Source organism: Kitasatospora sp. NPDC007106, assembly GCF_040634455.1.
GTDB lineage: Bacteria > Actinomycetota > Actinomycetes > Streptomycetales > Streptomycetaceae > Kitasatospora > Kitasatospora arboriphila.
This window is the reverse complement of the sequence record NZ_JBEYFP010000145.1, coordinates 1-11,960: the sequence shown is the minus strand read 5'-3', so window position 1 is coordinate 11,960 and position 11,960 is coordinate 1. Positions and strand designations below refer to the sequence as shown.

The window sequence follows — 11,960 nt, the reverse complement described above, 5'->3', positions numbered from 1 at the left end:
GTTCTCGGCCTCGTTGTAGGTCGGGATGATCACCAGCACCCTGCCGAGATCGGCGAAGGTGGTCTCCTCAGGGGCAGTCACGGCACAGCCTTTCGGGTCGGCGGCGGGTCACGGACGGCCCGGCGCGGGTGCCGCACCGGCCGCCGGGCGGCGGACCAGGAGCGACACCGTCAGCCCGGGGACGTGCCGGACCTCGGCCGGGACGAACGCCGTCCGCAGGGCCCGGGCCTGTTCGCCCGGGAGTCGCTCGTACGGATCGTCGCCCGTGCCGATGGTAACGACCCAGACACGCCTCTCGTCACCGACGCAGGTCACGGGCACCGGGCACTCGACCGCGAAGAGGTCGTGGGCGGCCGCCGCGCTCTCCCGGACGAAGAGCTGCCGGGGGCGGACCCCGGCGGGCAGGTAGTAGGAGACGGCCGGGCCGACCATCATCCAGTTCAGGTCGCCGCCGACCGCGACCAGTGCGTCGCCCGGCGCGTACTCGGCCGCAACCAACCGGGCCGCCCCGCGGTAGTCGGTGTCGGTGTGCGAGGCGGCCGTCCGCAGCACCCGCTGGTGCTCCAGGCCGAGCCAGGCCGGGACGGCGGCCGCCGCGGCCACCAGCAGCACCGCCGCCGCGGCCGACACCGCGGCCGGCGCCCGGCGGACGGGGACCGGCCGGCCGAGCAGCGCGGCCAGGGCGCCGATCCCGCCGCCGGCGAGGGCCGCCCAGAGCGGCACCGTGAAGAGCAGGTAGCGCGCCAGGAAGAAGGAGGTGCTGCCGAGCCGCGACACCACCCACACCGCGCCGACCGGGAGCGAGGCCGCGAGCAGCAGCAGCGCGGCCGGGCGCCGGGAGCCGCGCAGCAGCAGGGCCGGCAGCGCCATGGCCAGGAACGCGTACAGCACCTGGTGCGAGCCGAACAGGTCCTGCCAGACGAACCGCAGGTCACGGACGGTCGGCGCGGCCAACCAGGACAGCTGGCGGCCCGACTGCAGCCGGCCGAGCGCCATCACCGGCAGGGCGGGGGCCACCCCGGCGGCCACCGCGAGCGGCCACTGCCGGAGCACCCGGCGGGCGTCCGGCCGCAGGGCGGCGGCGGCCACCATCGGCAGCTGGCCGACCAGGCAGGCCAGCGAGACGAGGTGGAAGACCCCGGCCACACCGGTCGCCAGCGCGTACCAGGCCCAGCGGTCGGCGGTCGGCCGCTCCAGTGCCCGCAGCAGCAGCCAGGTCGCGGCGGCCACCGCACAGGCCACCACCGCGTAGGCGCGGGCCTCCTGGGCGTAGCGGGAGATCTGCGGCACGGTCGCCAGCAGCAGGCCGCCGGCGAGTCCGGCGACCGGCGAGGCGAACATCCGCCGGGCGATCAGCGCGGTGAAGCAGGCGGCACCGGCGACCGCCAGGGCGGACGGCAGCCGCAGGGCGGCGGGCGAGTCGCCGAACAGGCCCGTCCAGGCGTGCAGCAGGACGTACGAAGCGCCGTTGCTGGCATCGACGTTGGCCAGCATCGCGAACAGTCCGCGCAGCGGCCGCCCGGCGGCGCTCCAACTCGACACCTCGTCGCGCCACAGCTCGGGCACCCCGATCCCGGCGAGGCCCACGGCGAGGGCGACCAGACCAGGCACCAACCAGAAAAGCTCTTGTCGGATTATCTGTACGTATCTACTCATCAGCTGCCAACCCGGACATAGCGGCCGGGCCAGAATAGCCAGTTCCCGTCCCCGGCACCTGCCACCGCACACGATCTCCGAGCGCCGGATCCGCTAGTCTGTCTGCCGTCGGCCGAACACCGCCCGCCCCATCGCAGGCAGTCGGCAGGCCCCGCCTCAGTAGCTCAGGGGATAGAGCACGGCTCTCCTAAAGCCGGTGTCGCAGGTTCGAATCCTGCCTGGGGCACATCGCCCGATCGAGGCGCAGAACGTCAGAAGGGCCAGCTCACGAGGGTGAACCTCGAAAGCTGGCCCTTCGTGCTGCCAGGGATGGGAAGGGCGGCTCAGTCCAGCCGTGCCACACCCGTGCCAGAAGGCGCCGGCGGGGATTGCTCACCGAGCGCCTGGCGGACGGCCTCGCCCATGCGGTCGGCGAGGACTCGGTCCCGCTCGCTGGTCATGTGCTGGTAGATCAACGCGGCCCGGGTCGTGCTGTGTCCCATCCGGGTCATGAGTTCGCGCGTGCTCGCCCCGCTCTGGGAGGCGAGGGTGTTGCCGGTGTGCCGGAGATCGTGGAAGTGCACGTTCTCGGTGATACCGGCCTTGGCGCGGGCGGACACCCAGTCGTCCCGGAAGTTGCTCCGGCGGAGCCTGCCGCCGCGGGGGCCGATGAAGACGTGCCCGTCCGGGCCCTGGCCGGCGAAGTGCTCCAGGTGGTGCGCGAAGGCCGGGACGATCTCGGCAGGGAAGGCCACCGGGCGGAAGCCCGCGGCACTCTTCGGCGCCTTGTCGAGCAGCTTGCCGCTGTTCAGCTCGGCCTGATTCCGACGGACGCGGACGATGCGCGCGGCCAGGTCGACGTCCCGCCGGCGGAGTGCGGCCAGCTCGCCGAACCGCAGTGTGGCGAAGGCCGTCACCAGGACAAGCGCCCGCCACCGCGGGCCGATGGCGTCGGCCACGGCGAAAACCTCGGGCACGGTGAGCACCGGCCGCTCCGGCACGTCGTAGGTGTCGGCCCCCTTGATGCGGCACGGGTTGCGCTGGATCAGCCCGTCGTCCACGGCCGTGTTCAGGATGGCGCGGAGCATCTGGTACGCCTTGACCACGCTCGGTTCGCCAACTCCCGCGTCCAGGAGGCCCGAACGCCAGGCCCGCACGCGCGGAGGGGAGATCTCCCCGACGGTCCGGCCGCCCAACTTCGGCAGGATGTGCAGCCGGAGGACGGTCGCATACCTCTCACGAGTGCTCTCCTCCAGCTTCCTGTCCTTGATCCAAGTCGCGGCGAAGTCAGCGAAGTTCACCGAGCCCGCATCCGGGTCCGTCCACTTGTCCGTGACGATGCTCGCCTCGATGAGCGTGAGGGCCACCTCGGCGTCCCGCTTGGTCGCGTAGGTGTCCTCGGCCGAACGGAGCTGTCCGGTCAGGGGATCGCGGTACCGCACTTGCCAACGGCCCGAAGGGAGTTGCCTGACAGAACCGAACCGTCGGCGGTTGCCCTTCGTGTTCGCCATCAGGCCGCCGTCCGAAGTCGGCGCGGCCGGGTGATCGGCTGCACGGTGTTCGACTCGACGAAGGCAGCCAGGACGCTCTCCTTGATTCGAACGTGGCGCCCGACCTTCACGAAGGCGATGCGGCGCTCCTCGATAAGGCGGCGCGGGAAGCGCTCCTTGCTGGTTTCCCAGGTCCCGAGCAGTTTGGCGGCTTCCTTCACGGTCAGCAGGCGGTCCATGCGGGGTTCTCCTCTCCGGCGAGCTGGGCACGCAGCTCCTGGCGGTCGGTGGTGCGGCGTTCGTTGAGTTCGCGGGCGACGGCGGCGGCGAGCAGGGATTCGCCGGGGGTGTTGCCGGCTCCGGCGTAGACCCAGTGGGCGAGGACGAGGGTGTCGGTGTCGGGCAGCTCGTCGAGGTCGGGCAGGTCGGCGGCCAGGAGGCGTTCGCGCAGTGCGGTGCGGGCTTCGGTGGCGCGGTAGTCGGCGCGGACCTGGCGGAGCGCGCCGAGGGTGGTCGAGTAGGTGGGCGACTTGCTGGAGAAGTGGCCGCGGAAGCCGAGCATGTGGGACCAGTGCGCGAGCAGGCGTTCCGGGTAGAGCGGATCGAGGTCCCAGCACGCTTCGATCAGGCGGCGGGTGTGCTCGGGCAGGTCGTGGCGGTCGAGTTCGTGGCGCTCCAGGATGCGGCGGTCCACGGTCTGGGTGGCCTCCGCCGACTTGGTGGCGTACTTGGCCACGTAAGACGCCACCGCCTGTTCGGAGATCTCGCCGGAGCCGAAGGCGCCGATCGGCCGGACGTCGACCTGCTGGCCCCACTGGAGAAGGCGGCTCCGGAGGTGGCCGGAGGCGGCGAGCGGGACGCAGGCCCGGCGGGCGGCGGCACGGATCGCAGCGTCCAGGAGCGCCACTGTGGCCCAGTCCGGGGGCGGTGAGCCGGGGCCGGTGGGCCCGTCGATGCGGATCACGGCGTGGAAGTGGACGGCACCGCGGCGCTGGAACTCGGCGACCTTCCCGAAGGACAGCTTCGCCTGCTCCTTGAACTCGTACTGGTAGAGGCCGGCCATCTTGGCCATGGTCCGGAACAGGTAAATGGTGAAGCGCCGCCACAGGTCGGGGGCGTGGTTGTTCCAGAGTGCGGCGTGCGCGTAGTCGTAGGTGTCCGGGTCGAGGGGTGTGCCGAGGACGGGCGAGCCGTCGGGGTGGTCGGTGCCGCAGCGGCAGCGGCCGGTGTCGGGGCGGTTGTGGACCGGGCCGAAGGAGGGGGCGGTGAGGGTGGCGAAGACGCGGGGGTGCTCGCGGACGGCGGCGGGGATGCCCTTGGGCTCGTCTCCGGCGAGGCCGGCGCGGATGAGGTGGTAGGTGTCGGCGGCGTAGGTGCGGGCGCAGGCGGGGCAGCGGGAGGCCCGGCGGTTGCCGCAGGCGACCTTGAGGCGGTGGCCGGGTTCGTGCTGGGTGGAGTAGTGGTGCAGAACCTGGCCGGTGGGGGTGTGGGTCAGGGTGCGGAAGCCGGTGAGGTGGATCGGGTTGGAGCAGCCGCCGGTGCGGGTGATCTGGTCCTGGAGCTGGGGCAGGTCTCCGCGGGCGGCGAGGCGGGCGAGGTCGGCGACGGCCAGGCGGTCGCGGTCGGCGTCGGCGAGGGCGTGGCGGGACAAGGGCGGCTTCTCCTTCCAGAAGGGAGGCCCCGGAGCCGGGATGCTGGCGGCGGCTCCGGGGCGGGGGTGGTCCGGGTTCAGGCGCGGACGACGGCGGCCGGGGTGCGGTGGAGGGTGCCGAGGCCGCGGCAGGTGGGGCAGGCGACCGGGGCGGTGTGCCGGGTGCCGTCGGGGCGGCGGGTGCCGGTGGCGATGGCGGCGCGGGCGAAGCCGTCGCAGGCAGGGCAGATCCGGCCCGGGGTGCGGGTGTGCTGGGGCATCATGGGTGTCTCCTTCGTGGGCTGTTGGTCCGTGGAGGGGTTGCGGTCCCCGGGTCGGTGGGATGCTTGGCGGCTTTTGCCGTCCCGGGGACCGGTCCTGCTATCGGCGGCGGGAGGTCCGGCCGCCGGGCTTGTGGGCGTACATGTCGCGGTCCGCCGCGGACAGCGCCTCGGTCAGCAGCAGGGCCGCGGGGCGGGAGGCCCCGACGGACGCGCTGACGTCGAGGACCAGGCCGCCGAGGTCGACCGGCCGGCGGAGTGCGGCGTGCAGCTGCGGGATGCGGTCAGCGGAGTCGAGGGCGACGGCGGCGAACTCGTCCCCGCCGAGGCGGGCCGCGATCCCGGAGGATCCGCACCAGGCGGTGAGCCGTTCGGCGGTGGCGGTGAGGACGGCGTCCCCGGCCGCGTGGCCGTGGGTGTCGTTGACCTTCTTGAAGTCGTCCAGGTCGACCAGGAGCACCGTGGCCCGGGCGGGGTGGGTGCGGATGAGCCGTTCGGCGCGGGCGGTGAAACCGTCCCGGGTCAGCAGCCCGGTCAGCGGGTCGCGGCGGGCGGTGGCCAGGCGGCAGGCGAGCCAGGTGCCGTGGGTGGTCCAGCCGAGCAGCGGGACACCGGCGGCGGCGAGGATCGGGGCGAGGTCCATGGTGCGAGTCCTTCCGGAGCGGGTTGCGGGCCCCGGGGCGGCGGGATGCTTGGCGGCTTTGCCGCCCCGGAGGCTCGGTCAGATGCCGAGGGACAGTGCGCGGGCGGACGCCCGGTCGAGCAGGTGGTGCACGTCCACCTGGCGGGTGCCGGGCGCGTCGTTGAAGCGGTCCGGGGAGGCGTGCGGCCGTCCGGTGGCGTGCAGGACTTCCATCAGCTGGCCCCGGGCCCGGAGGACGGTTGCGGGGGCGCCGTAGCCGTGGGCGAGGACGGCGGCCTGGGCACCGAGCAGGCAGACCCGGCCGGCGGAGTCCCACAGGCGTCCCTGCGTCCAGCCGAAGGCCGTCATGTAGCGGTCGGCGAGGGCCAGGTGGTCGGCGACGCTCACCGGCACCGGGCGGGCCGGGCGGTGGGCGATCCGGTCGAGGAGCGTCGGGCGGGGGTCGGGGAATCCGGCATGCCACGGCTGCACGGTGCTGCCGAAGCGGTAGAAGTCCCGGACGGGCACGGTGGGCCGGGCGGTGGCCGGGAGGGTCGCGAGGTAGGACTCGATCTCAGCGACCAGGGCGGCGCCTTCCGGGCTGAGGGCGAGGGGTCCCCAGGTCAGGACAGCCGGGTTCATGGTGGGCGTCCTCACTTCTGGGTGCCGTTGACGACCTGGACGCCGGTGCGGGTGGTGCCGTCGATGACCGGGGCGAGGAAGGTCTGGGCGAGGTAGAAGCCGAAGAGGCCGATCACGACGGCGACCCACAGGCGGACACCGAGGAAGCGGATGACGGCCCAGGCGAGGACGCCGAGGACGACGACCAGGGGCAGGGTGATGGTCACGGGTCTCTCCTGTCAGCGGACGGGGCAGTGGTGAGTGCGGGCGGCGATCTCGGCGGCGGCGCGGGAGTCGTAGTCGGCGGAGAAGCCGCAGCGGGGGGCGGTGCAGGCGGCGGTGTGCCGTTCGCGGCCGCGGCCGTCGTAGTAGGTGGCGACCTGCACCGGGCCGATGCGGATGACGTTGCGCGGGCGGATCGGGCGGGGCATGACGGGTGCTCCTGTCAGGCGAGTTGGGCGGCGATGGCGTCGGCGAAGTGCGGCGGGACGCCGAGGCGGGCGCGGAGGGTGTTGGTGTCGATCGGCTCGCCGGTCCGGGCGCGGTGTTCGTCGGCGACTTTCCGGGCGTGGTCCACCAAGGCGGCCGGGACCGCAAGGGCCGGCACCGGTGCCGGTGCGGGTGCCGGGGTGGGCGGCAGAGCGGGCAGCGGCTCCGGGGCCGTGACGGCTTCCGGTTCGGGTTCGGCCGGTGTGGCGGGCGGCGCCGGTTCGGCTTCGTAGAGCGGGAGTTCGGGATCCGTGTCGACGGCCAGGGCGTCCGGTTCGGCGTGCGGGGTGGGGCTATGGGCGAGGAGGGTGCCGCCGAAGAAGGCGAGGGCGGGCCACCCGGCGACGAGGATGCGGAGCCACGCGGGGACGTGGACCAGGTCGAGAAGTCCGGCGGTGGCGACGTTCGCGCCGAGCGAGGCGGCCAGGGCGATGCCGAACCAGGTCCAGGCTGAGCCCGCCGGGCGGCCGACGGCGCGAAGGGTGCGCATCCGGCGCCAGGCGGCGACGAGGAGCAGGTCGACGGAGACCGGGTAGGCCCAGGCCTTCCAGTCGTGTTGTCCGGCGGCTTCGGCGATGTCGTGGAGGTGGGCGAAGGACAGGGCGCCGGCGATGGCGGCCTGGATGAGGACGGGGTCCGGGCGGGGCAGGCGCATCGGTCTTTCTCCTTCCTGGGATCAGGGAGTCCGTCCCATATCGGTCGCGGCGAAGCGCTCCATAGCGGCGAGGTAGGCGGCGGTCTCGGCGGCGAGGTTGCGGGCGAAGACGAGGTGGTCCTCGATCGGGAGCGCGTTGTCTCCGGTGATGGTGAGACTGACCGGGGCGGACCAGAAGTTGAGGATCGGGGGCCGGTCGGTGCCGTAGTCGTGGCAGGTCACTTGGGTTGCGGGCCGGGCGTTGAAGGACATGGACGCGGACATGGCGGTCCTCTCAGGGCCGGAAGGCGTGACGGGGTAGGGACGTGGCGCGGGAACGGTCGCGCCGGCCGACGGGGTCGCGGTGCTACTCGGTGGCGGGGTTCGGGGCGAGCCGGGGCGGCGCCGAGGGCTTCGGCGGGGTCACGACCGCCGGCGGGACGTACGGCCGGAACTGGTCGAGCGCGGGCAGGTCGGGCACCAGGTGCGCGGTCCGGCGGCAGACGGCGGCGGCCTGGGCGAGGGACAGGTTCGGGGTGCGGATGCGGGACCAGCCGCCGGAGGTGTCCCCGGCGACCGCGACGCCCGGCATCTCCGGGGCGATCTGCGTCGAGGCGAGGACGGCCTCCGGCGAGATGTCGCCCAGCCCCATCTCGGCGGTGGGCTTATCGTTCACCCGGTGGACGATCCGGCCGGTCAGCTGGGCGCGGAGCATGGTCGCTCCCCTGCCGAGCTCTGAGCCGAAGCGCTGCCCGCACACCTCCAGGAAGATGCCGGCCGCGCGGCCGAGCTGGGCGAGACGGATGAGCTGGGTGACCATGTGGTCCCGCCGCTCCTCCTCCTTGCGGGTGGCGACAAGGAAGAGTTCCGCGACCTCGTCCACGACCAGGACCAGCGGCACCGGCCGCAGTTCGGCCGGCAGGCCCCAGATGTCCGAGGTGATCTCCTCGTCCGTGACCGTGCGCGGGACGCCCTGGTAGTCGCGGATCAGGTCGTACCGTTCCTCCAGCTCCGCCACCAGGACGTCCAGGAGGTCACGGGCCATGTCTCGGTCCGTGGCCAGCGCCGACAGCCGCGGGGCGAACGGGGCCTGTTCGACTCCCCGCTTGCAGTCGATCCCGACAATTGCCACCCGGAGAGCGGCCAGGCCGGTGACCAGGTTGCGGACGAAGACGGATTTGCCGCTGCCCGGAGCGCCGAGCGTCATCGCGTGCGGGACCGCCCGGTAGTCGCGGACGAAGGCGGTCCCGTCCTCGCGCATGGCCACCGGGACCACCAGCTCCCCGGTCGGCACCCGGCGCGGCATCCGCACCCGGCGCAGGACGTCGAAGCCGGTCATCCGCAGCTCCACCACACCGGGCTTGATCTCGGCGACGTGGACGGAGTGGACGCCCCAGGCGTGCCGCAGCCGTTCGGCCGAGGCAGCTACGTCCGCCGGTTCCTGACCGGGCGCCAGCCGGAGCCGGACGCGGAGCCCGGTCGTGGTCGGCCGGATCCGGCGGATGCGGGGCGGCACCGGCCGGATCTCCCGGCGGGTCGTCGCCCGGGTCACCAGCACCCGCAGCCGCGACGGCGCCACGGTCAGCCCGCAGGCGTCCATAGTGCTGCCGTAGGTGGCGCTGAACCGCGCGGCCGTGACCGGCAGACCGACCGCCGACCAGAACACCGACGGAGCCTTCGCCCGGGTGTACGCGGCGCCACCGGCGACGGCCGCCAGCGCGGCACCGGTCTCAGCGAGAACCACAGCCCCCGACATGGCGATCAGCCCTGCACCGGCGACGGCATGAGCGAGGTGATCGCCGCCGCGCGGAACGAGATCCCGTGCCGCTTCTGACCGTTGAACTCGTTCTCCCAGTCCCGCGCCTTGAGCCCGGTCACCACGACCAGCGAACCGACCGCCAGGCCCTCCGAGATCCCGGTCTCCGGCACCGACACCGTGTAGAGGCTCGCCTCGCCCTCGTCCGCGATCGTCAGCCCGACGGTCATCATCTTCGCCCCGGTCTCCCGGTCGATCGCGACCTCGTTCGTCTGCCGGTTCACGATCTTCGGCGCCGGCGGGACGGCCACGAAGACCACGGCGGTGGACGTGTCGACCTTGAAAACAGCCATGGCTGTCTCTCCTCTAGAAGAGGCTTACTCCTGCACTCATGTACAGGAGTTGGATAGCTAGAAGAGTGCCCGACTCCTGTACATGAGTCAACCCGCCGCGGACTCAAAGTCGCGACGGGTTGCGGAAGGTGAGGTTCCGTCAGTCTCTGGCGGGGAAGCGATAATCCAGAACGAACTGGTCAGCAGCCATGACGGTGTCGCACACCTCGACCACCCGTTCCTCCGCGGTGATCGCATCCCTGATGAGGTGGATGACCGGCGATCCCGGGCTGAGCGCCAGGGCAGCGGTTTCGGGCTTGGTCGCGAGCCGGGCCCGGACGGTCTCCGTGAACTCGGCGAGCTGGTGGCCGTGCTCTTCAAGCCGGGCGTAGATCCCGCCGCCGCCAGGGTTCTCGGCGAACATCTCCGGGATGTCCTTCACCACGTCCCAGGGCAGGTAGGAGGTGGCCTCTTCGGTCGGCACCCCGTCGCGGAAGTACCGCCGCTTGCGGGCCAGAACCTGAGTGCCGGCGGGGACGCCCAGTCGCTCGGCGATCTCGGCCGGTGCCTCGGTGGGTCCGACGAACAGCACGTTCACCGACGGCGTTCCGCCCGACACCTCGGCCTCAGCCAGGTACGCGGCCTTGCCGGCCTTCCTGTGCGCGCGGCGGAAGCGGTCGGAGGACTTGCGCTGCACCGGGGGGCGCGAGCGGACGAACGAGCCGCGACCGTGGTGGGTCTCGATCAGCTGCGAGGTCCGCAGCTCGGCGATCGCCTTCCGCACGGTGCCGGAGGCGACGCCGTACCGCTGCATCAGCTCGGCCTCACTCGGCACTGCGGAGCCCGGAGCGAGAGCGCCCGACTTGATCTGTGCGGCGACGTCGTCCGCGATCTGCAGGTACTTCGCCTTGGCCGAGGAGGCCACCTCGTTGCTCGCCATAGTCCTTCAGGGCTCCTATTCTCCTGTACATGAGTACCAGCCCCGCATCGCCAGTTACAACGCCTCTCCACTCGGTGTCGGTGGCCGGCGCCGTCGTGCGCGAAGACGGGCGCGTCCTGGCCATCCGGCGAGCAGACAACGGCACCTGGGAGCCACCCGGCGGTGTCCTCGAACTAGCGGAAACCGTCGAGGACGGCGTACGCCGCGAGATCTTCGAAGAGACCGGGCTCAAGGTCAGCGTCGAGCGCCTGACCGGCGTCTACAAGAACGTGACCCGTGGAGTCGTCGCCCTGGTCTTCCGTTGCCACCCGGAGAGCGGGACCGAGAGTCTGTCCGACGAGTCCACCGCAGTCGACTGGCTCACACCGGCCGAGGTCTCCGACCGCATGGCCGACGTCTACGGCCGCCGGCTGCTGGACGCGTTCCGCGAGGAAGCCGCCCCTGTCATCCGTACCCACGACGGCCGTAACTGGCTCGACGAGGCCACGCCGGGCCTGGCGCCGTCAGAACTCTGACGAAAACTGTCCAACCTCAGTGCAGCGCCGCCTGCGTCATGGCGGAAATCTGGAACCGCCTATAGGGCGTTTCTACCGTCACCCGGCGGACGGGGTGGCGGCCTCCGGCACGGACAGGTTGTTGGCGGCCAGGTAGACACTGTCGGACGCCGGATCGAACCAGAACGTCGCGGAGGATGCCCGGGCCAGCTCACGGTCGAGCTCCAAGCTGTGCTGCCAGACGGCGCCGTTTGGCAGGAAAACGGCGAGTCCTGAGGAGGTCCCAGGGAGCACCATGTTTTGGGCCTCCCGATCCTTGAGCAGACCGGCCACCGTCCCCGGCTGGAGCCGCATCACCGCATCGATGAAGTAGTCGGACGGTCCGGGTACCCGGCCACCCGAGTTGTCGTGCGGGTCGAACTGCCAGTGCGCCTCGACGATCCGGCCCAACTTCGGCAGACGCTCAGACAACTCCTTGGTACTGGTGCGGACTTCGAGCTTGGTCGGCGCAGCGGCCGAGGGCTGCTCGGCCGTACTGCCGCACGCGGTCAGCGGCGCCGTCAACAGCGCGGCCGCCAGCAGGCCGTTCCGTACCCTCATCCGAACCCCTAATCGCGAACGGGGCCGGCACGGTCTGCCAGGACCCGCTTGTGATCCTAAGGGCTCCGCAGGCCAGGATCCCATGGCAATGATCTTCGAGCTCCTGGATGAGTACAGGGCCACGAAGAGCAGAGCATCCCCCGAACTGGCCAGCCTCAGTCCGCCGCACGTGTCACATCACACAACCTCTCGCTGGTGATGTCCGCCGAACTTGCGAACCACCAGGCACTTGTCAGCGGTGCGGGGCACGGTTGCGACAGGATCCTGCCAAGCACCCGCCCGGGGCCGCACACGGCTGCGGGGAGTGGACTGTTACGAGTTTCTCTACTTCATCAAGGCGCCTCGCTCCGCTCGGCGGGCAGGGCGGGCGGAGCCCACGGGGAAGGCACATCACGGCGGGATCGGAGATCACCGGCGAGATTCCCGGCCTCCTGAA

Annotated in this window: 16 protein-coding genes and 1 tRNA gene; 2 read left to right on the top strand and 15 right to left on the bottom strand. The window is 72.0% G+C overall.

Going from position 1 to position 11,960, the window contains the following annotated elements:
* Positions 1-108: 108 nt before the first annotated feature.
* Positions 109-1,611, bottom strand: coding sequence for a glycosyltransferase family 39 protein (locus ABZ641_RS15030; protein WP_359982040.1), 1,503 nt, complete (start codon positions 1,609-1,611; stop codon positions 109-111).
* A gap of 198 nt (positions 1,612-1,809) precedes the next feature.
* On the opposite strand from ABZ641_RS15030, the gene ABZ641_RS15025 reads away from it, so the two are divergent.
* A tRNA-Arg gene (locus tag ABZ641_RS15025) sits at positions 1,810-1,882 on the top strand.
* A 97-nt stretch (positions 1,883-1,979) separates the two neighbouring features.
* On the opposite strand, the gene ABZ641_RS15020 is transcribed toward ABZ641_RS15025, so the two are convergent.
* The 13 genes from ABZ641_RS15020 to ABZ641_RS14960 form a co-directional block, all read right to left on the bottom strand.
* A complete protein-coding gene (locus ABZ641_RS15020) occupies positions 1,980-3,146 on the bottom strand; it encodes a site-specific integrase (protein ID WP_359982030.1) in 1,167 nt (388 codons plus the stop codon).
* Positions 3,146-3,364, bottom strand: coding sequence for an excisionase family DNA-binding protein (locus ABZ641_RS15015; RefSeq protein WP_359982027.1), 219 nt, complete (start codon positions 3,362-3,364; stop codon positions 3,146-3,148). Before ABZ641_RS15015 ends, ABZ641_RS15020 begins: the two co-directional genes overlap by 1 nt.
* Positions 3,349-4,737, bottom strand: a complete 1,389-nt coding sequence (gene repSA / locus ABZ641_RS15010; protein WP_359982037.1) for a replication initiator protein RepSA — start codon at positions 4,735-4,737, stop codon at positions 3,349-3,351. The genes ABZ641_RS15015 and repSA overlap by 16 nt, the downstream gene beginning before the upstream one ends.
* Before the next feature lie 116 nt (positions 4,738-4,853).
* Complete coding sequence (locus tag ABZ641_RS15005; protein WP_359982036.1) at positions 4,854-5,036, bottom strand: hypothetical protein; 183 nt, start codon at positions 5,034-5,036, stop codon at positions 4,854-4,856.
* 100 nt (positions 5,037-5,136) lie between these two features.
* Positions 5,137-5,679: a GGDEF domain-containing protein gene (locus tag ABZ641_RS15000; RefSeq protein WP_359982024.1), complete on the bottom strand. Its 543-nt coding sequence runs from the start codon at positions 5,677-5,679 to the stop codon at positions 5,137-5,139.
* Between the two features lie 78 nt (positions 5,680-5,757).
* The gene (locus ABZ641_RS14995) at positions 5,758-6,300 is read right to left on the bottom strand and encodes a hypothetical protein (RefSeq protein ID WP_359982021.1); all 543 of its coding nucleotides are present in this window, start codon (positions 6,298-6,300) and stop codon (positions 5,758-5,760) included.
* Between the two features lie 11 nt (positions 6,301-6,311).
* The gene (locus ABZ641_RS14990; protein ID WP_359982018.1) at positions 6,312-6,506 is read right to left on the bottom strand and encodes a hypothetical protein; all 195 of its coding nucleotides are present in this window, start codon (positions 6,504-6,506) and stop codon (positions 6,312-6,314) included.
* Between the two features lie 12 nt (positions 6,507-6,518).
* Positions 6,519-6,710 (bottom strand): mobile element transfer protein, encoded by a 192-nt coding sequence (locus ABZ641_RS14985; protein WP_344625934.1) that lies wholly within the window; start codon positions 6,708-6,710, stop codon positions 6,519-6,521.
* Between the two features lie 14 nt (positions 6,711-6,724).
* Positions 6,725-7,423, bottom strand: coding sequence for a DUF2637 domain-containing protein (locus ABZ641_RS14980; protein ID WP_359982015.1), 699 nt, complete (start codon positions 7,421-7,423; stop codon positions 6,725-6,727).
* A 21-nt stretch (positions 7,424-7,444) separates the two neighbouring features.
* Complete coding sequence (locus ABZ641_RS14975) at positions 7,445-7,687, bottom strand: hypothetical protein (protein WP_359982013.1); 243 nt, start codon at positions 7,685-7,687, stop codon at positions 7,445-7,447.
* A gap of 82 nt (positions 7,688-7,769) precedes the next feature.
* Positions 7,770-9,158 (bottom strand): FtsK/SpoIIIE domain-containing protein, encoded by a 1,389-nt coding sequence (locus tag ABZ641_RS14970; protein ID WP_359982011.1) that lies wholly within the window; start codon positions 9,156-9,158, stop codon positions 7,770-7,772.
* A gap of 5 nt (positions 9,159-9,163) precedes the next feature.
* A complete protein-coding gene (locus tag ABZ641_RS14965) occupies positions 9,164-9,511 on the bottom strand; it encodes a hypothetical protein (protein WP_344625938.1) in 348 nt (115 codons plus the stop codon).
* Between the two features lie 139 nt (positions 9,512-9,650).
* Entirely contained in the window at positions 9,651-10,430 is a 780-nt protein-coding gene (locus ABZ641_RS14960) for a GntR family transcriptional regulator (RefSeq protein ID WP_344625939.1), read from the bottom strand.
* A 17-nt stretch (positions 10,431-10,447) separates the two neighbouring features.
* On the opposite strand from ABZ641_RS14960, the gene ABZ641_RS14955 reads away from it, so the two are divergent.
* Complete coding sequence (locus tag ABZ641_RS14955; protein WP_359982033.1) at positions 10,448-10,945, top strand: NUDIX hydrolase; 498 nt, start codon at positions 10,448-10,450, stop codon at positions 10,943-10,945.
* Positions 10,946-11,023: 78 nt separating this feature from the next.
* On the opposite strand, the gene ABZ641_RS14950 is transcribed toward ABZ641_RS14955, so the two are convergent.
* The gene (locus tag ABZ641_RS14950; RefSeq protein ID WP_359982008.1) at positions 11,024-11,524 is read right to left on the bottom strand and encodes a hypothetical protein; all 501 of its coding nucleotides are present in this window, start codon (positions 11,522-11,524) and stop codon (positions 11,024-11,026) included.
* Positions 11,525-11,960: the final 436 nt, after the last annotated feature.